Annotated in this window: 20 protein-coding genes and 1 pseudogene; 7 read left to right on the top strand and 14 right to left on the bottom strand. The window is 42.9% G+C overall.

The genetic code is table 11. From position 1 onward, the window contains the following. Positions 1-11: 11 nt before the first annotated feature. Entirely contained in the window at positions 12-368 is a 357-nt protein-coding gene (locus tag P4S58_RS21005; protein ID WP_042479576.1) for a YibL family ribosome-associated protein, read from the bottom strand. A gap of 232 nt (positions 369-600) precedes the next feature. Beyond that, a pseudogene (locus P4S58_RS21000) lies at positions 601-1,529 on the bottom strand (sodium-dependent bicarbonate transport family permease). Between the two features lie 152 nt (positions 1,530-1,681). Here P4S58_RS21000 and P4S58_RS20995 point away from each other — a divergent pair. Both P4S58_RS20995 and P4S58_RS20990 read left to right on the top strand, forming a co-directional pair. Then, positions 1,682-2,179 (top strand): LysR family transcriptional regulator, encoded by a 498-nt coding sequence (locus tag P4S58_RS20995; RefSeq protein WP_337165581.1) that lies wholly within the window; start codon positions 1,682-1,684, stop codon positions 2,177-2,179. Further along, the gene (locus P4S58_RS20990; protein WP_337165579.1) at positions 2,173-2,631 is read left to right on the top strand and encodes a LysR substrate-binding domain-containing protein; all 459 of its coding nucleotides are present in this window, start codon (positions 2,173-2,175) and stop codon (positions 2,629-2,631) included. The genes P4S58_RS20995 and P4S58_RS20990 overlap by 7 nt, the downstream gene beginning before the upstream one ends. 122 nt (positions 2,632-2,753) lie before the next feature. On the opposite strand, the gene cyoE is transcribed toward P4S58_RS20990, so the two are convergent. The 5 genes from cyoE to cyoA are packed head-to-tail and all read right to left on the bottom strand — an operon-like array spanning position 2,754 to position 7,481. Next, a complete protein-coding gene (gene cyoE / locus P4S58_RS20985; RefSeq protein ID WP_237292274.1) occupies positions 2,754-3,620 on the bottom strand; it encodes a heme o synthase in 867 nt (288 codons plus the stop codon). A 6-nt stretch (positions 3,621-3,626) separates the two neighbouring features. Beyond that, on the bottom strand, positions 3,627-3,941 hold the full coding sequence (gene cyoD, locus P4S58_RS20980) for a cytochrome o ubiquinol oxidase subunit IV (RefSeq protein ID WP_042479562.1): 315 nt from the start codon (positions 3,939-3,941) through the stop codon (positions 3,627-3,629). Then, the gene (gene cyoC / locus P4S58_RS20975; RefSeq protein ID WP_042479560.1) at positions 3,941-4,534 is read right to left on the bottom strand and encodes a cytochrome o ubiquinol oxidase subunit III; all 594 of its coding nucleotides are present in this window, start codon (positions 4,532-4,534) and stop codon (positions 3,941-3,943) included. The genes cyoD and cyoC overlap by 1 nt, the downstream gene beginning before the upstream one ends. After that, complete coding sequence (gene cyoB, locus P4S58_RS20970) at positions 4,524-6,560, bottom strand: cytochrome o ubiquinol oxidase subunit I (protein ID WP_337165577.1); 2,037 nt, start codon at positions 6,558-6,560, stop codon at positions 4,524-4,526. Before cyoB ends, cyoC begins: the two co-directional genes overlap by 11 nt. 6 nt (positions 6,561-6,566) lie before the next feature. Next, complete coding sequence (gene cyoA / locus P4S58_RS20965; RefSeq protein WP_042479557.1) at positions 6,567-7,481, bottom strand: ubiquinol oxidase subunit II; 915 nt, start codon at positions 7,479-7,481, stop codon at positions 6,567-6,569. A gap of 656 nt (positions 7,482-8,137) precedes the next feature. Here cyoA and P4S58_RS20960 point away from each other — a divergent pair. Both P4S58_RS20960 and P4S58_RS20955 read left to right on the top strand, forming a co-directional pair. Then, positions 8,138-9,799: a methyl-accepting chemotaxis protein gene (locus P4S58_RS20960; protein ID WP_337165575.1), complete on the top strand. Its 1,662-nt coding sequence runs from the start codon at positions 8,138-8,140 to the stop codon at positions 9,797-9,799. A gap of 148 nt (positions 9,800-9,947) precedes the next feature. Continuing rightward, positions 9,948-11,834 (top strand): methyl-accepting chemotaxis protein, encoded by a 1,887-nt coding sequence (locus tag P4S58_RS20955; RefSeq protein WP_042479552.1) that lies wholly within the window; start codon positions 9,948-9,950, stop codon positions 11,832-11,834. A gap of 123 nt (positions 11,835-11,957) precedes the next feature. Here P4S58_RS20955 and P4S58_RS20950 read toward each other — a convergent pair whose 3' ends face one another. The 5 genes from P4S58_RS20950 to P4S58_RS20930 form a co-directional block, all read right to left on the bottom strand. Then, on the bottom strand, positions 11,958-12,833 hold the full coding sequence (locus P4S58_RS20950) for an NAD(P)-dependent oxidoreductase (protein WP_337165573.1): 876 nt from the start codon (positions 12,831-12,833) through the stop codon (positions 11,958-11,960). A gap of 167 nt (positions 12,834-13,000) precedes the next feature. Beyond that, the gene (locus tag P4S58_RS20945) at positions 13,001-13,720 is read right to left on the bottom strand and encodes a YebC/PmpR family DNA-binding transcriptional regulator (RefSeq protein ID WP_042479547.1); all 720 of its coding nucleotides are present in this window, start codon (positions 13,718-13,720) and stop codon (positions 13,001-13,003) included. A gap of 72 nt (positions 13,721-13,792) precedes the next feature. Further along, complete coding sequence (locus P4S58_RS20940; protein WP_042479545.1) at positions 13,793-14,002, bottom strand: DUF3283 family protein; 210 nt, start codon at positions 14,000-14,002, stop codon at positions 13,793-13,795. Positions 14,003-14,206: 204 nt separating this feature from the next. After that, positions 14,207-14,404: a PA3496 family putative envelope integrity protein gene (locus tag P4S58_RS20935; RefSeq protein WP_042479543.1), complete on the bottom strand. Its 198-nt coding sequence runs from the start codon at positions 14,402-14,404 to the stop codon at positions 14,207-14,209. Positions 14,405-15,027: 623 nt separating this feature from the next. Further along, entirely contained in the window at positions 15,028-17,004 is a 1,977-nt protein-coding gene (locus P4S58_RS20930) for a replication initiator protein RctB domain-containing protein (RefSeq protein ID WP_042479542.1), read from the bottom strand. Between the two features lie 1,255 nt (positions 17,005-18,259). Here P4S58_RS20930 and P4S58_RS20925 point away from each other — a divergent pair. After that, positions 18,260-19,477 (top strand): AAA family ATPase, encoded by a 1,218-nt coding sequence (locus P4S58_RS20925; protein ID WP_042479538.1) that lies wholly within the window; start codon positions 18,260-18,262, stop codon positions 19,475-19,477. Between the two features lie 7 nt (positions 19,478-19,484). Then, positions 19,485-20,456, top strand: a complete 972-nt coding sequence (locus P4S58_RS20920) for a ParB/RepB/Spo0J family partition protein (RefSeq protein ID WP_042479536.1) — start codon at positions 19,485-19,487, stop codon at positions 20,454-20,456. Positions 20,457-20,511: 55 nt separating this feature from the next. On the opposite strand, the gene P4S58_RS20915 is transcribed toward P4S58_RS20920, so the two are convergent. Next, positions 20,512-21,543, bottom strand: a complete 1,032-nt coding sequence (locus tag P4S58_RS20915; RefSeq protein ID WP_102962293.1) for an ABC transporter substrate-binding protein — start codon at positions 21,541-21,543, stop codon at positions 20,512-20,514. A 220-nt stretch (positions 21,544-21,763) separates the two neighbouring features. Between P4S58_RS20915 and P4S58_RS20910 the strand changes: the two genes are divergently transcribed. Further along, positions 21,764-23,794 carry a tRNA(Met) cytidine acetyltransferase TmcA gene (locus tag P4S58_RS20910; RefSeq protein WP_337165569.1) on the top strand — a complete coding sequence of 677 codons (2,031 nt, stop codon included), beginning with the start codon at positions 21,764-21,766 and terminating at the stop codon, positions 23,792-23,794. Positions 23,795-23,845: 51 nt separating this feature from the next. Here P4S58_RS20910 and P4S58_RS20905 read toward each other — a convergent pair whose 3' ends face one another. Then, positions 23,846-25,516: an EAL domain-containing protein gene (locus tag P4S58_RS20905; protein WP_337165567.1), complete on the bottom strand. Its 1,671-nt coding sequence runs from the start codon at positions 25,514-25,516 to the stop codon at positions 23,846-23,848. Between the last annotated feature and the right edge of the window lie 8 nt (positions 25,517-25,524).

Here is a 25,524-nt window from a genome sequence, read left to right as displayed (position 1 = left end):
CTTTCTTAAGGTTAGAAAGGTTTTGGCGCGAAACCTGTCATCACTTCAATGCGCATGGCTTTACCAATTTTCGTCATTGGGTGAACAACCACTAAACCTTTTACTTTCTTCTTAAGCTTACCTAAATCCGCTTGCTCTTCTTTGGTGATTTCACGAGAGAAAGCCATATCCGATAACTCTTTACGCTCTTTATTGAGATCGTATTCAGCTTTGTGCTTCAAGCTTTTTAGCTGCTTAGTCAGTCTATCGATGTCATCGGTAAATTTAGTGATCATCGCACTATCGCCGCGAGTCTTGGCTGCATCCAACTTGTGATGGCAAGTATCGATGCGATTGTTCAGTTGTTGAATGTCGTTCTTCAGACTCATGGTTTAGTCCTTACATAAAATTTGGAGGCGGAGTATAGCATAGCTGCTTCAGTAGGACATGTGGAATTTATATAGAATGAATTCGTTAGTATTTAGTCGCTTCTATAAGCAAAGCACAGGGATGATAGTGCCAAAATGTAAACGTCGAGCCAATGGGTGCAGAAACTCAATTCACCTCAGTGAAGATCAAACATCAGCACTGAGGTGAAACCGCGTAATTAAGCCAAAGCCTCTAAGTTAATATCGGCACGAGTTGATGATACAAGCCGATTCCTAGCAATACGTTGAATGGGAATGTCAAACCCAGAGAGCTCAACATCGCAAGACCTATGTTTGCTTCAGGTATTGCCGCTTTAATCGCAGCAGGAGCCGCAATATAGGACGCGCTGGCTGTTAAGCTGGCAAGTATCACTATTGACCCTTCGCTTAAACCAAGTAGACCACCAATCACCACGCCGATTGAACCTAAACACATAGGAGCACAGAGTGCAAAGACCATCAATCGCCATTGCTGGACAGGTAAAGGTCTGAGTGTATGCGCAGCAGTGATACCCATTTCCAATAGGAATAGAGCCAGTACCGCTTTAAAACCGCCCATCAACAAATCAGTTACCGGAGCGCCTTCTTTACTGCCGTACATTAGACCGATAATCACGCCACCCACCAACAATATAACGCCTTTGTTGGTTAATGCTTCATGCCAAAGCGCACCAATAGAAACCGGCTTCGCATTCGGTAATGCAGAGCTATGACGACGGTATAACAACAAACCAACGATGATGGCAGGAAGCTCCATTAAGACCAAATACAGAGTGACTTCGGCTCCAACGACGAGCTGTTGCGCTTGTGTGTACGCCAAAGCTACGGCAAAAGTACCAGCACTCACAGAGCCATAGTGCGCTGCGATACTGGCGCTGTCTGCTAAATTTAAGCCAATAATTTTTCGTAAAATTGGAAAAAAGCTTAATGGAATCAGAGCACCGATCATCAATACCGCAGCCATTTCAGGTACGAGTCCCCAGCTCACATTGCCATGGAGAGCCATCCCCCCTTGAGGCCGATGGTCAGCATCAGCAATAAACTTAACATCTCATACATAGCTTTAGGGATGGTCAGATCTGAACGGACTAAACCGGCAAATAAGCCCAACACAAAAAACATTACAACGATATCTGGCATTTATCTTCCTTTTGTTCGGTGTTGTTTTATTACAGTTTTCATTCTGGGCGGGATAATAGGGGAGATTCATCATTGACAGAAATAAAAATATTGATAACCATCCATAGATAATTATAAATAGTTAAAAGTAAACCATGAACATTCGTCACCTTACTTTTCGTTTATTGCAGGTATACGTGGATGTCATTCAAACTGGCTCTATCAGTGAGAGTGCTAAACGTCTGCATCTCACTCAACCCACTGTTTCCCTACAACTCAAGCGACTTCGAGAAGCGATAGATGATCCCTTATACACTTTAGAAAACAACAAAGTTGTCGCGACCGATACCGGACAGGAGTTGTATCGCATATGTCAACAAACCTTAAGTAATTTCAATGACTTCAACCAATACCTAGATTCCGTTCAAGCTGGGCAAAGTGGTCATTTTAGTATTGCCATGGTGAGTACCGCGCAATACATATTGCCTCGCCTTCTCGGACCATTTAGTCAGCGATTTCCCGCCGTCGATATCAAAGTAGAAATAGGAAACCGAGAGCAAGTTTTACGACGCTTTGAACAGGGGCAGGATGATTTGTACGTGTTTAGTCACCCCCTTCACTTGAACATGCATGTGCTGGACGCTTTTTGTTAAACCCATTAACTCTGGTAGCTCCCGCAGACCACCCCTTGGCGCAACAACGTAAAATTTCCTTTTCCGATCTGAAGCAACAACGATTTCTGCTACGTGAGCAAGGTTCGGCAACACGTATGTTGTTTGAAAGCTGGTTGCAAACACACGGAATGACGTTGTCCAGTAGCTTGCAAATGGCCAGTAATGAAGCGATTCGAGTGGGCGTCAGCTCTGGTATGGGATTAGCGGTATTGTCCAGCCATGTGCTTCCTGCACATGACCAAAGCATCGTCGCTTTAGATGTTGAGGATTTTCCAATTGAAAGCCACTGGTACTTTATTGCCCGTAACGATCGGCATCTTGCTCCGGCAGCACTTGGTTTCTTGCGCTTTGCAGAACAACACCTTGAAACCTACTTAGGTAAAAAGTGGGCGAGAAACGGCTTAAAAGAGCTACTCAGCAAGTTAGTTTGACTGCTCTTAATCTTCATCCGCCTCCTTCATTCCAAATGGCTTTCATTGTTGTTTTATTACAAAAGAAAAGGCACCTTAAAAGGTGCCTTTGAGCTTGTGACGGGTTTTCTAGATAGAAAAACTTAAATTGAGAGTGGGATAAGCTCTATACCCAGTACGGTACTGATGCCCATGACAACAAGTAGCGACACTTTGAATACCGCTTTTGACCATTCAACATAGTTTTCTTCAGTAACCTTTTTGAAGGTGACTTGTGTCCACATGAAACATACGCCTGCAGCGACAACCAAGTATTCATAACCACCATTTCCAAGCAGAAACAGAGCTAACGCTACAAGGTTGAACGCAACCACATACGCGATCATGTGTTTACGAGCCTTTTCGATACCAGACACCACAGGCAACACAGGGATGCCTGCATTTTTGTAGTCTTGCATGCGAAACATGGCAATCGCGTAGGAATGCGGCATCTGCCATAAACAGAACAATGCAAACAGCAGAACCGCTTCTAGGCTGATGTAGTTTGTCACCGCAAGGTAGCCGACCAGTGGAGGGACGGCCCCAGATACGCTGCCGACCAGAGTTCCATACACTGAGTTGCGTTTGTACCACATGGTGTAAAAGAATACGTAAAACACATAACCCAATAGCACCACCACAGCTGATAGAGGATTTGCCATGCTATAGAGCAAGGCGGTTCCCGCTAGCAGCAGTACAATGGCAAACACGAACGCATGATCAATGTTGATGTCACCCTGAGCCAGTAAACGTCCACGTGTTCTGTCCATTTTCAAATCAATATCGCGATCGAAAATATTGTTCACCACGCAGCCTGATGCGATCACCATTGCCACACCCGCTAAGGTGCACAACAGTAATAATCCATCCGCAGCTTCTGATTTAGCTGCGAGGAAATACCCCGCAGCAACAGAGATCAAATTGCCGATGATAATTCCCGGCTTAGTGATTGATAGGTAACCTCTGATCATTTCAACCTACATCGACATGTTGACGTTAAGGTTCCACATGATCCAGATAGACCCGACAATCAGTATCAAAACAACCAATACGGTGAACATCAGTGAAACAAAGTTCCACTTACCTTCATCAGTCTTAATTTCCATGTGTAGGAAGTAGATGAAATGAACAATCACCTGAATCACCGCACACCCAAACAGGATTGCGTATGTGATGTCTTTTGGCAGACTTTGAGTCGCAACAAAGTAAAACGGAATAATGGTCAGTATCAGTGACGCAATAAAGCCTTTTACATAATCGCTCTTCGCGCTATCTAAATGTTGGTTGCTCATTACATAACCCCCACTAGGTAAACGATGGTAAATACACAGATCCAAACGATGTCGAGGAAGTGCCAGAACAAGCTCAAGCAGTTAAAGCGAGTTTCCATCATGTCGTTCAAGCCTTTAGTAGATAGCTGCCAGTAACATACTGCCAACCAGATCAAACCAAAGCTCACGTGTAGACCGTGTGTACCAACTAGCGTGAAGAACGCAGATAGGAACGCGCTGCGTTGAGGGCTTGCGCCCTCAGCGATCAAGTGGTGGAACTCGTACAGCTCCATCGCAATAAAGCCAGCACCGAGAACGAAAGTAATCGCTAACCAACGTTTAAGAGCCGCAATGTCTTTGCGCTTCATTGCAATCATGCCGAAACCGAAAGTGATACTACTGAACAGCAGCATCATGGTTTCTACAAATACGAATGGCAGTTCAAACAGCTCTTTCGCATCTGGGCCACCAGCGGTCGCGTTGGCAAGGACTGCGTACGTTGCAAACAAGCTCGCAAACAACACGCAGTCGCTCATCAGGTAAATCCAGAAACCAAACAGTTTCAGACCACCAGTATCGTGGTGATCATGTGCATCATGAGTATTAGCGTGCATATGTCACCTCCATATCGCTGTCGTCTTCGTTCTGAGCCGATACTTGACCTCTCGCTTCTAGAACACGTTTACGGTGCGCTTCTTCAATCGCTTTGATTTCATCAACTTGTACGTAGTAATCGATGTCTTCATTGAAGCTGTGCTTGATAGCCGTTACGACAACACCGATAAAACCAACAGCGGCCAGCCACCAGATGTACCAAATCATTGCGAAACCGAAAATCAGTGCAAAGGCAGAGATATACATACCTGTCGCCGTATTCTTTGGCATATGGATTGGCTGATATTCCACTTCTTTAGTGATGTCGTGTTCGCCACGCTCTTTTTGGTACCAGAAAGCATCTAACTCGTTGCCTTTTGGAATCACAGCAAAGTTGTAGAACGGAGGTGGAGAAGAAGTCGCCCACTCCAAAGTACGACCATCCCAAGGGTCACCAGTAACATCAGGGTTCAGGTGACGATCACGAACACTGACGTAGATCTGAATGAACTGACACAGTACGCCTAGCGCGATAATCGCAGTACCGAATGCTGCCACTGCAAGCAGAGGGAAGAATTCTGGATCGAGATTTTGGCTGATACGACGAGTCATACCCATGAAGCCCAGCGCGTAAAGTGGCAGGAACGCTAGGATGAAGCCTGTAATCCAACACCAGTAAGCGCGTTTACCCCAAGTTTCATCAAGCATGAATCCTGTTGCTTTCGGGAACCAGTATGTAATTGCCGCGAAACAACCAAATACCACACCACCGATGATGACGTTATGGAAGTGCGCAATTAGGAATACGGAGTTATGCAATACGAAGTCTGCACCCGGAACTGCCATCAGTACGCCTGTCATGCCACCAATCGAGAATGAGATTAGGAAGCCAACCGTCCACATCATAGGAGTGGTAAACGTAATACGGCCTTTGTACATAGTGAACAACCAGTTGAAAATCTTAACCCCTGTTGGAATTGAGATGATCATGGTTGCGATACCAAAGAAAGCGTTAACGTTCGCACCACCACCCATAGTGAAGAAGTGATGTAGCCATACAACGAAAGCAAGTATGGTAATAACGATCGTTGCCCAAACCAGTGATGTGTAGCCAAACAGTTTCTTACGAGAGAAGGTTGCCGTCACTTCTGAGAACACACCGAATACAGGTAGTACAAGGATGTAAACCTCTGGGTGACCCCATGCCCAAATCAGGTTGACATACATCATCATGTTGCCACCCATGTCATTGGTGAAGAAGTGCATCCCCAAGTAACGGTCAAGCGTTAGCAGCGCGATGGTCACCGTTAAAATTGGGAAAGAAATAATGATCAGGATGTTTGAACACAGCGAAGCCCAAGTGAACACTGGCATCTTCATCAATGGCATGCTTGGTGTACGCATACGTAGAATGGTCGCGAAGAAGTTCACGCCGGATAACGTCGTACCCACACCCGAGATTTGCAGCGCCCAAATCCAGTAATCGACCCCTACTCCCGGACTGGCATCAATGCCAGAAAGCGGTGGATACGCAAGCCAACCAGTACGGCCAAACTCACCCACAGCCAGAGACATATTGGTCAGGATAATACCCACAACAAACAACCAAAAACTGAGGTTGTTCAAAAACGGATACGCAACATCGCGAGCACCGATTTGCAGTGGGACAATAATGTTCATCAAACCAATGACGAGCGGCATTGCCACAAAGAAAATCATGATCACGCCATGCGCAGTAAAGATTTGATCATAGTGGTGTTGAGGCAGATAACCTGCTTCACCCGCTGATGAAAGTAGCTGTTGGCTACGCATCATTACTGCATCTGCAAAACCACGAAGTAACATGATCATCGCTGCCGCAATATACATAAAGCCAAGCTTTTTATGGTCTACCGATGTAAACCACTCATTCCAAAGATACTGCCATTTACCCATGCGAGTAATAGCCGTAACAACAGCAAGGCCAACGATCGCAATCACAGCAAGCGTGATCATGATAATTGGCTCATGGTATGGAATGGAGTCTAAAGTAAGTCTTCCAAACATCGTCTGTTACCCTTTATGTTCTGCCATGTCCATGTGACTGTGTTGTGTCTCTCCTTCACTCATATTGAGTGAACCCATGTGTTGCATAACAACCGACTCGAATAAGTCTTGTGGGATGTGAGAGTAGTAAGTCACCGGAACGTTTTCACTTGGCTCTGCAAGCGCTTGGTAATCACTGAAAGCGTGTAGCATGGATGGCTGCTTTTTCACTTCACTAACCCACTCTTCAAAGCTTTGCTCGTCAGGTAGCGCATTGGCGACAAATTTCATGTGTGAAAAGCCTTCACCGCTATAACTTGACGATATACCTTTGTACTCTCCCTCATGGTTCGCAATCAGATGTAGACGTGTCACCATGCCGGGCATAGCGTAAATTTGACTGCCTAAACGAGGAATGAAGAAAGAGTTCATGATGTTGTCAGACGTAATTTTGAACGTCACAGGAACATCTTTAGGGAAGGCAACGTAGTTAACCGTAGCGATTTTTTGTTCTGGGTAGATGAACAACCATTTCCAATCCAGTGAAACCACTTCAATCGTGACGGGTTTGATATCACTTTTCAGCGGCACAGACGGTTCTAGCTCGTGAGTTGAACGCCAAGTAATCACAGCCAAAATCGCAATGATGATGATTGGAATCGTCCAAACAACCAATTCGATCTTAGTTGAGTGAGACCACTCAGGAGCATATTCAACTTCGGTATTGCTAGCACGGTACTTATAGGCAAAGTAAATTGTCATTAAAATCACAGGGATAACAACAATCAACATCAAGAGAAGAGAGGTAATGATCAACTCTTTCTCGCGCACTCCTACTAGGCCCTTGGGATCCAGCAAAGCAGACTGACATCCAGACAGGAGCAAAATTGCACAAAACAATCCCACTCGCGACAAGATGCTTTTATATCTTGAGGCTTCCATTGACTTTCTCGATTATGTTTACGGAATTCCTTAGCAAAAGTTGGCACTTTAAGAATCCGTATGAATTTATATGAGTTTTATTGTGTTGAGCGTGTAACAAAAGCACTGCTGTATCTTTAACCCAGACAAATCTTTGAAAAGCCATTCACACCTATCAAAAACTCATCAACGTAAAAGTTACAAAAGGAAACATTTGGTTACATCCGGCGCATTATGCTTACATAGAAACGGCATTCAAAGTGCAGCAAAATGAAATCTAACCTTCCAAAAATGAAATTCGCCTTCAAAATTAACCACTTACAAACAAAGGTTAATAACCTTAACTTGTTGTAATACTGAGACAAAGCATTTGTTGATCTAAATCAATAAACCGACCTATTGAACAGATAAATTACCCGCTATTTTTTTTAATTTTTATCTATGTATTGACACCGTTGTTTTTTTGCTGAGGACCGTTATACGAGTAGCGCTAGGAATGTAACCCCTCGTTGAAGTTGCAAAAACTTCAAGACCTCAAGCAAGAATGCCGATGAATACACCCAAGCTTTCATCTTCCAGTACAGAGTTTCTACAACTTCTGAACTAATCTTATTGATAACAACATTAACAACTAAAAAAGCCAGTTGTTATGGTCTTTGACTAAAAAGGATGTGACCATGAATTTAACCATTCGAACTAGACTTTATATTCTGTCTATTGTTCCACTGTTACTGATTGCTGCCAGTATGATGTTTGTGAGTTTCACTCAGTCGACCAGTTTGAATAAACACCAAATGGAATCGACAAGTAACTCTATGATGGCGATGAAACAAACGGAGCTGAAGTCCTACTTACAAATCGCCGACTCAGCTTTAATTCCTTTGAAGAAAAGCAACGCTTCTTTGGAACAGGCGTTAGAAATCCTTAAAGAAGTTCAATTCGGTCAAAATGGGTATCTGTTTGGTTATGATTCAAAAGGGACTCGATTGCTGCTTGGGAAAAGCAGCGCTGGCATCGGTGAGAACTTCTGGACACTACAGGATGCTCAAGGGAACTATCTGGTTCAGGATCTCATTCGCAACTCTAAAACGGGTGATTTCACCACTTACTACTTCCCAAAACCGGGAGAATCGACGCCTTTACCTAAGTTGAGCTATTCCGTTTACATCCCGCAATGGGACCTAATGATAGGCACCGGCTTCTACACCGATGATATCGATGCTGAAATTGCGATTATGGATAAGCGGGCAAATGATGATCTAATGCAAAGCTTATGGAGCTTAGCGACTGTAACGGCAGTCATCATACTTGTTGTCGGTGTATTTACTCTGTTCTTCAATCGCACCATAATGCGCCCGATCGAATTATTTGATGCTTCGATTCGCTCATTTGCCAGTGGCGATGCCGATCTCACCGCACGAATGGAGAAGTTTACCGTACCAGAATTCGCCTCTCTTAGTACCAACTTCAACGCTTTTGTTGGTAGCCTGCAAGAAATCATTAAACGAGTAAATCTGGTAGGAAGACAAGTGGTCGATGAAACGAACCTGATGACACAGCGCGCAGCTCAGGTCGATGACTTAGCCACCAATCAACGCGGAGAAACAGAACAAGTTGCCACCGCAATGACAGAAATGACAACAACCGCCAATGAAATTTCAAACAATGCCATCCAAGCCGCACAGTCAGCTAAAGATGCTGATGACAATGCAATATCTGCGCACGAAATCGTAGATTCAGCAGCGCAATCGGTACAGGCTTTAGCGGAGGAAGTCTCGCAAGCGAGCAATGTTATTTCTAAACTAGAAGGGGATGTGAAAAATATTTCAATGTCTCTGGAAGTTATTCAGGACATTGCGGAACAAACTAATTTGCTGGCGCTCAATGCTGCAATAGAAGCGGCAAGAGCAGGTGATCAAGGTCGAGGCTTTGCAGTTGTTGCTGATGAAGTGCGTAAGCTAGCCAGCAGGACTCAACAAAGTACGGGTGAAATCCATGCGGTTATCAATCAGCTAAAAACCGCTTCAGATGCTGCGGTACATGCCATGGACTCAAGTCAAAGCAGAAGTGAAGCGGCGGTGAATGAAGCCAATGCGGCGGCAAAAGCTCTGGAGAAAATTCAGCAATCCATCGGCATGATTATGGATATGAATTCCTTGATAGCAACCGCAACAGAAGAGCAAAGCATCGTTGGTCAAGAAATCTCACAACGTATTGTTGTCATTTCCGATCAAAGTAGTGAGTCAGCGACTTTGGCAAATGAAAACCGACGCGGTAGCCAAAGCCTAAATGAACGAGCGCATGAACTGTACGATCTAGTTGCAAGATTTAAGGTGTGAGTAATTTACACTGTAAACAACGACTTTGAATAACATAAAAAGAAAGGGAAATGAGCGACGGTTTTAATACTCGACGTTCATTTCTCGCCTGTACTCCGACAAACACACAATTTTCTAATGAATGCACAAACATCATAAAGGCCTGTCTATGTTTAAAAATCTGTCTTTAAAAAACAAACTGGCAATCTCTGCCAGTATTGCCATCATCCTCGGTGGTGTACTAGTAGAAGCGTTATCATACAATGCCGCTCTTAAACGACTCGACATCGAAGTTGAACAGCGCCTACAAAGCACAACCACTTCTTACAACCAGTATGTTAACGACTGGCTTATCTCAAAAGAGCGAGCCTTGACAGCGCTATCAAGCGAATCAAAACAAGAAGACATTGTTACTCACCTAAAACAAGTTCGTGATTCTGCAGGTTTTGACAATGTATTCTTGGCATATCCAGATGGCTCTCAGCGAAATGCCAACGATGTAAAATTGCCTCCAGGTAATGACGACCCTCGAAAATGGGGCTGGTATATCAACGCAAAAGCGAATCCAGCAAAAGTGTTTATGGATAACCCGACAACTGCTGCAGCAACAGGGGCAAATGTTGTTTCTCTGGGTAAAGCATTGAACCTACATGGCCAGCAAGTTGTATTGGGAGCGGACGTAGAAATCACGGATATCGTCAACAACATTACGCAGGTCATTTTACCTGGCGAAGGCTATATGTTTATAGCCAACGAACAAGGCAACATATTCACTCATACCAATACCAAATTGCTAAACAAAAACGTCTCTGAATTAGGTATTGACTACGCTGACATCAAAAAGGCCGTTTCCAGCCAAACTGATCTCACCATTTCAGTGGCAGGCGAAGCGTACGTGCTTTACGCGAGAAACATAGACAACACACGTTTGACAACGGTAACTGTGATTAATTATGAATCGCTGGTGGCACCGTTATATGACGCTATTTTGGGTCAGTTGCTTGTAACAGCTATTGTGGTAATTCTCTGTACAGTCTTGTTCAACCTATTGTGTAACGTTCTGTTCCGTCCATTAAATAACGTGTCAAACGCGCTGGCACAAATCGCCAATGGTAGCGGTGATTTAACTCAGCGTATCGAAGTTGAAAATAACGATGAGGTCGGAACGCTAGCAAATAACTTCAATACATTCGTCGAAAGCTTAAGACAGTTAATCGAACATATTCGCCTACAGGCGCAGCACCTGTCCGAACAGTCAGAGCATGGCGCACATCGAGCCAATCAATCTGCATCTGAACTTAATCATCAGCATCAAGAAGTGGTAATGGTGGCAACAGCAGTCACAGAGATGGCGTCGGCGACACAGGAAATAGCTTCCCATGCCGAGCAAACCGCTCAAGCTGCACAAGATTCAGCCATTAGCACAAATAATGGTCATGATTTAGTGATTCAAACGAAAGGTTCAATTAATAGTCTGGCAAATTCGGTGAGTGAAGCAAGCACGGTAATTTCAGCGCTCAATAAGCATGCGCTTGAGATATCAACTGTTCTCGCAACGATTCAAGGTATTGCTGAGCAAACCAACTTATTAGCTCTGAACGCTGCAATTGAAGCGGCTCGCGCTGGTGAACAAGGTCGCGGATTTGCTGTGGTAGCTGACGAAGTTCGTGTTTTATCACAACGAACTCACACATCAACGGAAGAAATCAAAGCAACGATCGAGACTTTGCAAGATACCACCAAACAAGCAGTAAACTTAATGGAAAGCAGCTCTGAGCTCGCTAGAGATTCAGTAGAAGATGCAGATAAGGCAACGGTGGCACTGGAAGATATCAAAACAGCCGTCGCGCTTATTAGTGATATGGCTACTCAAATCGCAACAGCAGCGGAAGAGCAGACCCATGTGACCAGTGAAATCACGCAAAATGTAACGTCAATCAAAGATGTGACAGATCAGCTTGTTGTCGGATCAGAAGAGAGCTTAAGCCAATCCAATGAACTGAGACACCAAGCCGATGAACTCAGAGCGAAAGTAGCAACATTTAAACTCAGTTAAACATTGTTAGGGTTGTGAGAGACAAAAGCCGCGCCCATTTCTGAGGCGCGGCTTTTCATTTGTTCTTTAACACTGTCTGTCTTCTACGAAACGGTGTCTATCAACACTCTATGGAGTAAGAAATTAGAGCTCAGCTTCTTTCTTAATCGCTTTGATCAAAATGGAGGTATCCATGCGACCTTCGCCTTGTTCAGATAGAGACCGATAGGACTCAATCGTTTTTTGCGTCATTGGCAACGTAATACCTTGACGCTCAGCTTCATCAAGACAGAAGCCAAGATCTTTGATCATCCAATCAATAGCAAAACCGAAGTCGAACTTATTCTGCGACATGGTTACAGCACGGTTTTCCATTTGCCAAGATCCTGCCGCTCCATTTTTCAAACACGCGACGAGAGTTTCAATATCAAGGCCAGCTTTTTCAGCCAGAATCAAACCTTCAGAAATACCTGTCAGCGCGCCAGCAATGCAGATCTGGTTAACCATTTTAGCGCGTTGTCCCTGCCCTACTTTGCCCATTAGAACAGAAGAGCGGCCATACGCGTCAAATATAGGCTGAAGATAATCGAAAAGTTCTGGCTCACCACCGCACATAATCGTCAGAACGCCATTCTCAGCGCCAGCTTGACCACCTGACACTGGTGCATCCATAAAGCGTACTCCAACTGCCTGAGCGGCTTCTGAGAGCTCTTCAGCAAGGAGTGCAGATGTTGTCGTATGGTCAACCAAAACAGCTCCAGATTTCATAAATGCCAATGCGCCTGTTTTGCTGGTGGTCATACTACGAACGTCGTCATCATTACCAACACAAAGCAAAACGACATCCGCATCTTTCACGCACTCAGCGACTGTTGAGCGATAAGCACCACCATGTTGCTCCGCCCAAGCTTGCGCTTTCGCTTCTGTACGGTTAAAAACGGTAACGTCAAATCCCGCTTTGACCAAGTGACCAGCCATGGGATAACCCATAACACCTAAACCAATAAAACTGACTTTCATTTAAATATCCTTGAGAATTGAGCTTTTCTTAGCCAGTGGAGTGTAGCCATTCCATCGATAGGGATTCGCCTTATTCTTATGCACGGACTAAGTTGATTCTTGTAAACTGACTAACGTACACGATTAAAGTTCAAGAGCAAAAAACCGAGCCTAAGCTCGGTTTTTCATTATTGGATTTCAGCGTTGTGGTAAACCTGCTGAACATCGTCACAGTCGTCTAGTAGATCTAGGAACTTCTGGAACTTATCTGCGTCTTCACCAGAGATTGGGCTTTGGTTCTGAGGAACGAAAGTGATCTCTTCAACATCAAGAGTTAAGTCAGGGAATGCTGCATTCAATGCCGTTTTCACTTTGAAGAACTCTGTGTTTGGAGCAAATACAGTGATTACGCCGTCTTCAAGTTCGATATCCGTTACGTCAGCATCTTCCATCATCAATGCTTCTAATACCGCTTCTTCATCATCGCCTTTGAACTGGAATACTGCTTGGTGATCGAACATGTGTGCAACAACACCAGGAGTACCGATTTTAGCGCCAGTCTTAACGAAGCATTGGCGTACGTCTTGGAAGGTACGGTTGCCGTTGTCTGTTAGACAGTCAACAATCACGCTTACACCGCCAGGGCCAAAACCTTCGTAACGAGCTGGTTGGTAATCTTCACCGCCACCACCACTTGCTTTATCTAACGCTTTTTCAATAACGTGTGCTGGTACTTGGTCTCTTTTCGCTTTGCTGATCAGATGGCGTAGAGACAAGTTCATGTCTGGGTCGATACCACCATTCTTTGCACAAACGTAAATCTCTTTACCGTATTTTGAGTAAACCTTAATTTTTGCGCCTTGAGTTTTCGCCATAGAGGCTTTGCGCACTTCGAAACTTCTTCCCATCGGGATGTTCTCTCTAGTTCAATTTAATGCGACGGATTCATGCAGAAAGCGAAGTTCCTGCTTAGGTGGGCATTACATGACGCCCATAACCCTTTTGTATTTGTCCACCGACTGTTGAAACCATTCTTTATCTTGTTCAGAAGTCAGAGTGGTTAGATGCTTAGTAATCTCTTCCGGTCCGCCTTTTGCCTGCTTCATTTTCCAAATCAAAAAAGAAGCCTGTTTATCCAGTTCTATTTTGTTTTTCTCATTCGCATCAAGCAGAGCAAGGTTGAAAGACATTAGTAAACCCACAGTCGATAAAAACATGGGGCGAAATATAGCATAGGAATGGCAAAAATTAAGAGTCAAAAATGTCGGATTCTATGACTTTCGTTACTAAGCGTACAAAAAAGCGAGTTAGGTGAAAATTTGATATTAGGCTGAATAACCACAAAATAGAAAGGGTGGCCACAGCCACCCTTGTAAACCTAGCAAGTGAGTATCTTAATGAAGGAGTCCGAGTTCCTTTGCTTCTTCAATAGACAAACCACTTTCACGGATCTCTCTTAATGCTTCAATGCGACGGCGAGCTTCCGCTGATTTTTGTTTGCTTACTGGAATCTGAGTATCAACTTCTTCTTTGAAGTCCCACTTTTCTGTGATGCCAGTGATTTCATCATGGTTAATAGAATTAATGGACATTGTAACCTCCGAACAAACCATGCAAGGACATGTAATCTGTAGCAAAGGACCAAATCGGTGTTAAGTACATTTGAGCAAGAATGTGATTCAGACGATAGTTCAGAAATCTAATTTATAAATATCTCAATTATATTTTGTACAAGCTGAAAACTGGCAGTACATTTAGAGAATTCACTGCGAAAAACCCAACCTGATCCAGCGCAAGTTTTCTCTCTCCAAAGCCCCGTCATTTCTCGACATACGCCATTTATCCCCTATCAAAAAATGTTCAATTATTGCTTATCATTTACTCTAGCGTTTCAAGCAGTTTCCAACTCGGAATAGCTGTCCATATTTTTACTTGAGTTCAACAGCTCGGAAAAATGATCAAGGGAATGAGGAGAAATACGAAAGCATGATCATGGAGGATTATTCGAACACCCCAAATTTGAGGCAAAAAAAATCGAGTCCTTGGGGAGAACTCGATAAAAAGTATTCAGAATGAATGTAACAATATGAGCCAATCTTTAAATTCATCAGATAGGGCAAAAGGTTGTCTATTCGGTTGTAACTTTAGCCAACAAGCGCAGACATAATGTCAGACATATGTCAGCGTTATGTTCAAAGTCTGTTCATTTGTTGAGTTAAATCCCAATAGCCACTTCATCAAGTGCTCTGAACACAGATTCATCCAGATGTCCGTCAAAAACCTGCTTACAAACTTTTCTTCTTACCGCTAGGCCAGAGATCAGACGTTCGATCGAAAGATGCTTGTTCTCATTCTGGGTGTTATACAGCTCGATCATCTTACTCAAAGTCTCATAAGGTATGACTTGATCATCCACTCGTAGCCAATCAAGCTTGTCAATCAACTCTAAGCACTCTTCTCTGATTGATGAAGGTGCATGCCCGGTCATTGCCGCTAACGCGCTTATACTGCGTTCTAGAGCTTCTGACGAGGTGTACTTAGATAACGTAATGGTGATCTCATCAGCATTGATTTCAACTAAGTGCTTACGCTGTTTTACCCGACGCCCTAATTTGCCTCTTGGAGAGGGTGATTTACGTTGGATAGGTTCAAACTCACCATCGATGATCTCAGAAAGCTCAGCTAACTTCTGTTTCGATACCATTTCATGGCGAAGCGGGTTAGGTAAGGTTGGAGCCATATTACGTTTACCGGCATTCGTCATTTTCGCTCGTGAATATCGTAAAACTTCTTCAACATCGCATTTGATATCTACTTGGTAATCTACAACCTTCCCTTTATCGATCGAGGTCGTGATCGTCAGATGGTACCCCCATAGGTTAACAACAAACAGATCGTCATTCCCTTTGCCATCAGAGAGGCGTTTCAGCTCTCTGATCAGATCCATTGAGAATCTACGCCACTCGATATTACGCGCAAGCTTCTGGTTAAGTTCGCTTAACATCATCACGTCTGTATGTCGGCGTGACATGCGGCTTCTGAAGTACGAATACAACTGGAAGACCAGCGTGTGCTGCTTCAGGATTTCAGGTGGAAACAGGAAGAAGTAATCACGAGTCATCAACTCTTCGAAAAATGAAGGCTCCCAAACCAGAATGTACAGATTCGGTTTGATCCTGATTTCACCATCACTTCCTTCCGTTGGGGCTTCCTCTGAAGCGGTGATCGTTCTTGCTAGGAAACGGAATCGATCACTCTTAAAGCCTTCAGGCATGTTCTCGCTCAACCAGCGTCCTGTTAACTCATGCAGCTGGAAATCCGTAAATTCGATACGATCAATACTGTCACGAATGGAATCACGCGCAGGGCCACTGTCTTTCTTCCCTCTCAGTGAAAGAATGTCTGTGATGTAGAGCGGTGTCTTGTTCGGCACGTGACTGGCATTGAGCTGATAATCTTCATGGTGATGATCATGGTATTGCACTGTAAGCGTAAACAGAGCGAACAACGTCATAAGATCATCAACTGTCATGATGTTCTTTGATGAACGCGTTTCGATTACCGCTCGGGTACCAGAAATAGAAACCATTGATTTTTGGTAGCTTTTTCTTGTTCTTGGTGGCGCCAACGCTTGATCAATAATCCCTGCCCAGTTTGTTGGCGAAACAACGAACTGCTCGGTTTCATCTTTCATCGCTGGTGGCGTATTGAGTCCGTGTTCATTAAGCAGTCGTTTATTGACTTGTGTTTGAGCAAGCGCTTTAGAGCGTTTTTGTTTTTCTGATTGCTTAACAGATTCAGTCACTAAACTTGTGGAGCCTAATACAGAAATAAGCTGGTTTGGATTGATAAAACGGTGAAGCATGGTTTTACCAGCTAGGCCTTCTTCAAATCGTACTGGGATTTGTTGAAACAGACCAATACTGACTGCTGCACGCAATCTTTGCTGGATAGCTGCTCGTGTCAGTTGACCGTCTGTTGCATCTATCAATTCTGTTGTTGAAACCAATCCATCTTTACTGCTAAAGCCACGAAGTGAGATAAGATTAAGCAGTTCGATAATACTCTTCGTCACACCTTTAAAATGTTGATACTGCTCTATCCAATCGATCGCAGATTCAGAAACGGCAAAAAGATGTCCATCTTTGTGGCTTCTTGGTGCTTTGATCAGTATTTTTTCTTCTGATGCCATTATTAGATCTATCCCACACTAACCGTAATATCGCTATAGTTCCAAAAGAATAAAGAAAAAAGATCATAAATAAAGAAAAAGTTGTTGCTCTTAAATAACTGATCTTTTTGATTATAATGATTAATAGTGATTAGAGTGATCATATGATCTGAATGAGAATTTACTTGTAACTAACTGTATTTACAATAGATATTTTTTTCACTTTCAGAAGCATGATCATAGAGTTCCCGAAACCATGATCATTAATTCTTTGAAAGCATGATCAATATTATTTAGAACTATGATCATGATGATTTCGAATGAATGATCAAAGCAAACCTCAAAGCATGATCATGGTGGGTACACAAGTTATCCACAATTCTAATTTATATTTGCTTGTCCAATCATTTCACTCCTTGGTTTTTAGGGAAAATCACTTCGGACGCATGATCAAGGATTTCAAATAAAAGCGACTTATTGAACGAATTTTAATCGTATCAGATAGAAATGTATCTTCAATGAACACTTAGTGCGCAAGCCGTATTTACGGGGTACTTCATGAAAGCATGATCATGGAATAATGAGTATTTCCCTATTGTCGTTCTAATTCGTATTGAAAGGAGTGTGTTTACGGGCAGATTTCACTAAATCCCCTATTACGACTGACATGCACCGTAGTTTGGTCGATTTTTTTCATGCTTCCGAACGATGTATATCTCTTGATCATTGATCCGAAAATGGATCTTCAGATCAAACATATTTGTAGATGAAAAGTGAGAACCAGAATCCTTGATCATCGTTCCTATTGTCACAGAAATATTCGGAACGATGATCATCATAGCTACCTTGATCATGCTTCCTTAATTATTTTGATAAATGTGTTTGTAATTGTGGGACTCAATGAGTTGCCCGGCTTTTCTGTCAATTTGTTTCTGCTTGATTATCTTTCAGTTGAATTTACACCTACCGTAATTTATTCGGACTGTTTAATCGTTCCGAGATAGTAAGAATCGGTTTGTTCGTCAATCTCCGGTTTACATTGTAAATAAGTGACACTGTAATATTTAAAATCTTTGTAGCTTTACCTAACTTTATTCAGGTTAATAAACGTTATTATCAGGCTCATTTTTTACCATTTCAGCGTTAATTCATTTAAATGATACTATTTTGTCAATTTAATGTGATTTTTATCTAAAAGTGATTGTTCACCTTTTTATTGTAAATTAAGCTCAATGCTGTACAATCTTTTGCAAGAAACTAATAACGGAAATTGGCTATGAAAAGAGAACAAACAATCGATAATCTCTACAAACTCGCCGAACAAACACAACAGGTGCAGTCTGACCGTATTGAGATTGTTTTAGAAGAACGTCGTGATGAGCATTTTCCTCCGATGTCAAAAGCTTTGATGGAGACGCGCTCAGGTTTAACTCGTCGTAAGTTGGACGAAGCGATAGCGAAAATGGAAGAAGCTGGCCACCAATTCACGAAGAATAACGCTAACCACTACTCCATTTCTTTATCTGAGGCACATATGCTAATGGATGCGGCGGGCGTGCCGAAATTCCATGAACGTAAGAAGAACTCAGAAAACAAACCTTGGATTATCAACGTACAAAACCAAAAAGGTGGTACGGGTAAATCAATGACAGCCGTTCATTTAGCGGCTTGTTTGGCTTTGAATTTGGATAAACGTTACCGTATCTGTCTGATTGACTTGGATCCACAAGGTTCACTTCGTTTGTTCTTGAATCCACAGATTAGTGTGACTGAGCACAGCAATATCTACTCTGCAGTGGATGTCATGCTGGACAACGTTCCAGAAGAAGTTGAAGTGGATAAAGAGTTCTTGCATAAGAATGTACTGCTTCCAACCCAATATCCGAACTTGAAGACCATTTCAGCGTTCCCAGAAGATGCGATGTTCAACGCGGAAGCTTGGCAATATCTATCTCAAAATCAGTCGCTTGATATCGTTCGTCTACTGAAAGATAAACTGATTGATAAAATTGGCGATGATTTCGATGTCATCATGATTGATACCGGTCCACACGTTGACCCCCTTGTATGGAACGCTATGTATGCCTCAAACGCCCTTCTTATTCCATGTGCAGCTAAGCGTTTAGACTGGGCTTCAACGGTTAACTTCTTCCAACACTTGCCAACGGTCTATGAGATGTTCCCTGATGACTGGAAGGGCTTGGAATTCGTTCGTTTAATGCCGACCATGTTTGAAGATGACAACAAGAAGCAGGTTTCGGTGTTAACGGAAATGAACTATCTGTTGGGTGACCAAGTAATGATGGCGACGATTCCACGTAGCCGTGCATTTGAAACGTGTGCAGATACCTATAGTACTGTATTTGATTTGACTGTGAGCGATTTTGAAGGCGGTAAGAAAACCTTAGCAACCGCGCAAGATTCTGTTCAGAAAAGCGCGTTAGAGCTTGAGCGTGTTCTTCACAGTCACTGGACTTCATTAAATCAGGGGTAAGTAAGTTATGGCAATTAAGACATCTGATCTGAATGCAAAATTGTTTGGTAAAGTTGATAAGCGCCGTGCAACTACGCCCAAGGAAGCTCAGTCAGCAGCAAAAGATCAGGCGCAAATTATTGAGTTAGCCGTTGCTGGTGAACAAATGGTAACGTTTGAACTGACACGGATTCCGGCTGCAGAGGTCGAAGCGAAAACGCAAGTATTCGCAGCAAATGCTCGTGAGCAAAGCTTTTTAAATGAGCACGCACTTTCTGACATTCTAAGCACGTTACGTGAGCGTGGGCAGCAATATCCCGCTGTTGGTCGCCGTATGGCTGATGGAACCATCGAAGTTCTTGATGGTAGTCGTCGTCGTATGTCGTGTATTCTGGCTGAAAAAGAGTTCCTTGTTTACGTTGCGGATGACATTAATGCGGAACATGCGAAGTTTTTGTCTGATGTAGCGAATGCTCATAAGCCGCTTTCTCTGTATGAGAAGGGTAAAGAGATGCAAGCTAAGCTGGATAGTGGTGAAGCGGAAGATCAAAAAGCACTGGCAAAGATGTTCCAATGCAGTGAAGCTCTTGTTAGTGGCGCTCTGAAAGCTGCGGCGTTACCTCTAGAGCTATTGCAAGCCTACCCTAACGTGGTTGAACTGGGACGCCCTACTATTGTTAAACTGCATAAGCAATTTAATGAGCTAAACGACAAGCAACGTTCTGCACTGTTAAACAAGTGCCACGAAGAAGAAGGTTTTGTTTGGCAGCGTTGTCAGTCTCAAGGTGTTGCTCGAATCACAAAAGAAGTGACGGAAACTTTAGAAGAATGGATTCACGATTTGGTTCCGCCTAAACGAGCTGTCAGCAACAATGTCGATTTGATCAAGGGGCGTGTGAGTTATGCTCGTAAAGGCAATAACCTAACCTTGAATCTGAAGAAAATTGATGATGCTTTGATGACGGATATTCTCGAGTTTTTAGAAAGCAAAATCGATTAATAAAAATCCCGCGAATTTCGCGGGATTTTTTTATCTATGCATGTTTAAAACAGGATTAGTTTCTTAGGCGTTGCCAGTATTTCTCGTAAATCGCTAGAGCTTCTGGACCTACGTCGTTAATGAATTCGCCGTTCGCGATATCTTCGTCTGTTGGGAAGATAGTTGTGTTGTTTCGTAGCTCATCCGGTAGTAGCGCACGACCAGTCGTTGTTGCCGATGCGTAACCCAAGCTGTTAACGATTTCAGCCTGGTTATCTGCTTGATACATGAAGTTAATAAACTTGTGCGCCAGTGCTTTGTGTTCACTTCCTGACGGGATAGTAAAGTTATCCATCCACAATACAGAACCCTCTTTAGGGAACACGAATTTAAGTTCTGGCATATCCACTTGGCCTTGATATGCGTTTCCGTTCCATTGCATACCTACAGAGGCTTCACCAGACACGTAAGGAACGTGTGGAGCGTCTGAGTTGTACAGTAGAACGTTATCTTTAAGTTCAACTAGAGATTGATACGCTTTTTCGATCTCTTTTTCATTCTTAGTATTGATGCTATAGCCATTCAGTTTTAGCGCCATACCGAATACGTCACGGATGTCATCAATCAACATAACTTGTTGAGCGTATTTTTTATCCCATAGATCAGCCCAGCGAGTTACGCCTTCAGGAAGAGCAGCAGAGTTGTAGCTCAAACCTGTTACACCGAAGATGTATGGTAGAGAGTATTTGTTCTCAGGGTCATGAGCTTGACCTAGTAGCGCTGGCAGAGCATCTTTCATATTTGGAATTTGGTTATGATCTAGTTCTGCAAGCAAGCCTTCACGGCCCATCTTCTCAATAAAATAAGCGGATGCGAAAACAACGTCATACCCAGTGCCTTTAAGAAGCTTGAGTTTGGTATACATTGACTCATTGTTCTCAAATGTTGAGTAGTTAACCGTTACGCCTTCTTGCTCTTCAAATTGTTTTAGCGAAGCCTCTGGCAGATAGCCGCCCCACGCATAAACGTTTAGCGTCTGCATTTCTGCACTTACTTGAGCAGATCCAATTGTTGCAGCTAATACCAATCCTTTGATGAAAGTTTTCATTAATAATCATGTCCTGACAGCCAGTACCATACTGGGGTTCAATTGAATAATTAGGCAAATTGTTTGCTCAATAAAGCAAATATAATTTGTCGTCAGGGAAAATTTTTTTGACCTTAAATAGTAAGAGCCAACAGGGTGTTATATACGGGTTCTAACTGGGCTTATTGTCTATTATTGGGGTGTGTTACCATACGATTACTTTCACTGATTGCGTAAATTTATGTCTTCTGAAACCACTCAATTTATATCTTATCTATTCTCGCTACGTCAGCTTGCACTCAAGCACCAATTTCGTTTTGGTGTGTTTTTGCAAGGAGCGCAAGAATGGAATTACTCGTTGATTCAGCATTGGCTGAAGGATTCAAACAGCAATACCGCTTTCCAAGTTGGTGGTGATGCTTTTGATGGCGTGCGATATGTTCCGTTTAATAAAGGCCAACAATTGTTAGGGCAAGAGTGCGATCTTCTGATTTGCGATTTATCTACCGGATGGGATGCAAACAGTTTTAGCGCTGCACTGGGTACGCTTATCGGGGGCGGGATTTTGCTTGTGTTAGGTGCAAACTCTCTTTCTGCAAACCCTGCTGAAGTGTGGTTAAAAAGAGCTTTAGACAATTTGATTGTCATGTCTCCTGACATTCTACCTTCCCTACCCTCAGTGTCTTCTGAAGCACATAAGATTGATTATTCTCAGCAGCAGCTAGCGGTAGATAACATCGTCAAAGTGGTTACTGGACATCGAAAGCGACCTCTGATTTTAACCGCAGACAGAGGTAGAGGTAAAAGTAGTGCGTTAGGAATGGCCGCTGCAAAGCTGATGTCAGAACGCAATATTCGGATTGTAGTTACTGCTCCAAGCCTGGCCTCTGTCAGCCCGGTCTTTCATTTTGCGCAGAAATTGTTGGTTGGTTCATCTGGTCAGAAAGGATTGGTTGAATACGAGCACTCTATTCTGCGTTTTATTGCGCCAGATGAGTTATTAAGAAGTCGACTTGATTGTGATTTACTCTTGGTTGACGAAGCGGCTGCTTTGCCTCTTCCTATGTTGAAAGAGATGGTGAGCTGTTATCACCGTGCCGTGTTTTCTTCAACCATTCATGGTTATGAAGGTTGCGGTCGAGGTTTCTCTTTGAAGTTTCAGTCGTGGCTAAAGGACGTTCGTCCGGAAATGAAGCTACAAAACATGACTCAGCCAATTCGTTGGAGCCAAGGCGATCCGCTGGAAGCATGGCATCGAGAGAGTTTTTTACTTGATTTTGATTTTCAACCAATCAGTGTTGAGGTTTCGGTTGACGCTTTGCAATTCAGTTGGGTGACTAAAACGAACTTATTGGATGATCCAGCATTGCTTCATAGCATTTTCAGTTTACTGGTCAATGCTCATTATCAAACATCACCGAGTGATTTATTTCATTTGTTAGGTGATGAAAAAATGTCTGTATACATAGCAACACATCATGATGTTTTGGTGGGGTGCATTCTATCCGTGGAAGAGGGCGCACTGGACAAAGCTTTAATTGAAGATATCCAACTTGGGAAAAGAAGACCTAAAGGTCACTTGTCTCCCATCACCATTGCTAACCAACTTGGAATCGCAGAAGCTGCTGTAGCAAAAAGTCAACGAATCATGCGTATAGCGGTTCACCCTGATGTGCAAAATAAAAACATTGGTTATGAGTTGGTAAAACACTTTGCTTTGCAGAATGCCTGTGATTACCTTTCGACGAGTTTTGGCGCCTCCAGTGCATTGGTAAATTTCTGGCGAAAATGCGGTTTTCAAACCATAAAGGTTGGCTCACAGCGAGATCAGGCGAGTGGTTGTTATTCTGTTCTCATGGTGAAAGGAGAAAACGTCGATTGGCTAACGCTGGCTAAGCAGAGGCACGCACAGCATTTTGATTTTGAATTATCTGATTCGCTACAGGCGATGGAGCCGAATTTAGTTAAAACCTTGCTGAGCGAAAACCTGTGTTCTGATACTCGACCGCCAATCGCTCTTGTTCACAATTATGCGCTTGGTGGCTCAAACTATGAAAGTGCTGCTGTTTGGTTACGGTCATTCGCTTTATCGATAGGAGAGGAACAAGTAAACACTCTTTCGGATTTGTTCGTATCGAAAGTTGTTCAGCGATTGTCGTGGAAGGAATGTGCCGAACGACATCAATTAACAGGAAGAAAGCAAGTTGAAACGAATATCAGAAAAGAGCTACTTATTCTAATCGACGATTTACAGTGTAAACCGGGATGGTAATGTTAGATATTGTATGTTTTACACTGTAAATTCATATTATCTATTTGATTTTTATAGGTTTAAATTAACCGAAGGATTTAAACCATCAATCAGCATTGCCTGTTCTACAGGCATTGGCCTTGCTATCAAATAACCTTGATATGAACTTACATTGAGTTGCGCGAACGTTTCAACCATCTCTCGATTTTCGATACCTTCGATGGTCATTTCCATTTGCTTGTTCTCACATAAAGTCGATAGAAATTGAAGGTAGCCCAAAGCTTCGTTTTCAATGAGAGACTGATTGGCAAGTTCTCGATCCACTTTTAACATTTTGAACGGTAGCTTGAAGATAGAAGTAATTGAGCTATATCCAGAACCAAAATCGTCCATAGCCAAAGGGAACCCCATGGCATTTAACTCATAGAGTCCTTCCAAAACTTGCTGGTTATTATCAATAAGAACTGATTCTGTAAGTTCCAAAACTAAGTTTTCAGGCTTGGCTTTTTTATCATGAGTTAATTTCAACAGTTTTTCTGGAAATGCCTCTTTCAGTAATTGGAGTGCTGAAATATTGACGTGCACTTTTAGGCTACAGTTCCAAGCCTGATTGTATTGCACGATGAAATCAGCTGACTTGGAAAATATCTTATTACCGAGTAAGGAAATAAGGCCGAGAGTCTCTGCGACCGGAATGAATTCATCGGGACGTATAAAGCCAAATTGTTCTGTTTCCCAGCGAGCTAACGCTTCAAAGGATTTTAGTTGGCCACTTTTGGCATCAACGATAGGCTGTAGATGTATCGTTATTTCATCATTTTCGATCGCTTGCTTTATATGGTTTTCCACATAAAAGTATTTGTCGACTTCTGGTTTTACTTGGTCGTTATAAATTACCCAATTTTTCTTGGATTTTTCGACTGCATATTCACATGTCTGATAAGTAGAATTAATAATTTCTTCTGAAGAAAGCTCGCATTCTCGACAAACGTAAATACCTATATAAGCATCACCAAAGTAAGAAACGTTATTGCGCGCAATTGTTTTGAACTGCTGGATAAATTCGTCGGCTAATTTCCCTAGCTCTTCGTCGGGTAGGTCTTTCGCGATGAGTACGGAAAAGGTATCCAAACTGCTTCTGTAGCACTGGCTCTCATAACGGCTAAATAGGTGGAAACACTCTAACAAACTTGCTATGAAATCGGTCAGGATGAATTCGCTGTATTGACTGACGTAGGATTTAATGCCCGAGACATGAATGGTTATCATGGTAACGCTGGAGGTACGCTTCGATAAATCTAACGTGAGCTTATCCTTGTTTGGCAGGCCTGTTAGTTTATCAAAATAGGCCAATTGCCAAATTGATTCTTCCAGCTTCTTTTGTTCAGTGACATCTTTATGGTTACCGACCATATATTCACCGGAATCATCCACTTGGTTGATTCCGGTACCTTCGATCCAGATGTAATTGCCATCCTTCTTTTTTACTCGGTATTGGGTAATGACGCGGCTGTCATCACCCACTGCTTTAACGTGAGTTGTCACATTACTGCTGAAGGGTTTTCTATCTTCTGGGTGTATTAGCTGAATCCAGTTATCAAGAGTGGTTTGGCAGTCAATGTCGAATTGTTCATAAAAACGTTGATTGTAGAAGGAGACCTGTCCATCAGGCATCATCATCCATAAACCTTCTACGGCTGAATTAAACATGTTGTTAAAACGTCTTTGGATCAATTCATCCATATCAAGGA

Source organism: Vibrio sp. Hal054 (assembly GCF_037162405.1).
Lineage (GTDB): Bacteria > Pseudomonadota > Gammaproteobacteria > Enterobacterales > Vibrionaceae > Vibrio > Vibrio diazotrophicus.
Note: the sequence above shows the minus strand (reverse complement) of the source record. Positions and strands in the feature narration are given on the sequence as shown.

Excerpts from the sequence above, each read along its gene's own strand:
- P4S58_RS20995 (WP_337165581.1), top strand. The coding sequence starts at position 1,682 with ATGAACATTCGTCACCTTACTTTTCGTTTATTGCAGGTATACGTGGAT.
- P4S58_RS20925 (WP_042479538.1), top strand. The coding sequence starts at position 18,260 with ATGAAAAGAGAACAAACAATCGATAATCTCTACAAACTCGCCGAACAA.
- P4S58_RS20915 (WP_102962293.1), bottom strand. The coding sequence starts at position 21,543 with ATGAAAACTTTCATCAAAGGATTGGTATTAGCTGCAACAATTGGATCT.
- P4S58_RS20960 (WP_337165575.1), top strand. The coding sequence starts at position 8,138 with ATGAATTTAACCATTCGAACTAGACTTTATATTCTGTCTATTGTTCCA.
- P4S58_RS20940 (WP_042479545.1), bottom strand. The coding sequence starts at position 14,002 with ATGTCTTTCAACCTTGCTCTGCTTGATGCGAATGAGAAAAACAAAATA.
- cyoD (WP_042479562.1), bottom strand. The coding sequence starts at position 3,941 with ATGAGCAACCAACATTTAGATAGCGCGAAGAGCGATTATGTAAAAGGC.
- P4S58_RS20955 (WP_042479552.1), top strand. The coding sequence starts at position 9,948 with ATGTTTAAAAATCTGTCTTTAAAAAACAAACTGGCAATCTCTGCCAGT.
- P4S58_RS20950 (WP_337165573.1), bottom strand. The coding sequence starts at position 12,833 with ATGAAAGTCAGTTTTATTGGTTTAGGTGTTATGGGTTATCCCATGGCT.
- cyoC (WP_042479560.1), bottom strand. The coding sequence starts at position 4,534 with ATGCACGCTAATACTCATGATGCACATGATCACCACGATACTGGTGGT.
- P4S58_RS20910 (WP_337165569.1), top strand. The coding sequence starts at position 21,764 with ATGTCTTCTGAAACCACTCAATTTATATCTTATCTATTCTCGCTACGT.
- cyoB (WP_337165577.1), bottom strand. The coding sequence starts at position 6,560 with ATGTTTGGAAGACTTACTTTAGACTCCATTCCATACCATGAGCCAATT.
- P4S58_RS20935 (WP_042479543.1), bottom strand. The coding sequence starts at position 14,404 with ATGTCCATTAATTCTATTAACCATGATGAAATCACTGGCATCACAGAA.
- P4S58_RS20920 (WP_042479536.1), top strand. The coding sequence starts at position 19,485 with ATGGCAATTAAGACATCTGATCTGAATGCAAAATTGTTTGGTAAAGTT.
- cyoE (WP_237292274.1), bottom strand. The coding sequence starts at position 3,620 with ATGATCAGAGGTTACCTATCAATCACTAAGCCGGGAATTATCATCGGC.
- P4S58_RS20945 (WP_042479547.1), bottom strand. The coding sequence starts at position 13,720 with ATGGGAAGAAGTTTCGAAGTGCGCAAAGCCTCTATGGCGAAAACTCAA.
- P4S58_RS20930 (WP_042479542.1), bottom strand. The coding sequence starts at position 17,004 with ATGGCATCAGAAGAAAAAATACTGATCAAAGCACCAAGAAGCCACAAA.
- P4S58_RS20905 (WP_337165567.1), bottom strand. The coding sequence starts at position 25,516 with ATGGATGAATTGATCCAAAGACGTTTTAACAACATGTTTAATTCAGCC.
- cyoA (WP_042479557.1), bottom strand. The coding sequence starts at position 7,481 with ATGGAAGCCTCAAGATATAAAAGCATCTTGTCGCGAGTGGGATTGTTT.
- P4S58_RS21005 (WP_042479576.1), bottom strand. The coding sequence starts at position 368 with ATGAGTCTGAAGAACGACATTCAACAACTGAACAATCGCATCGATACT.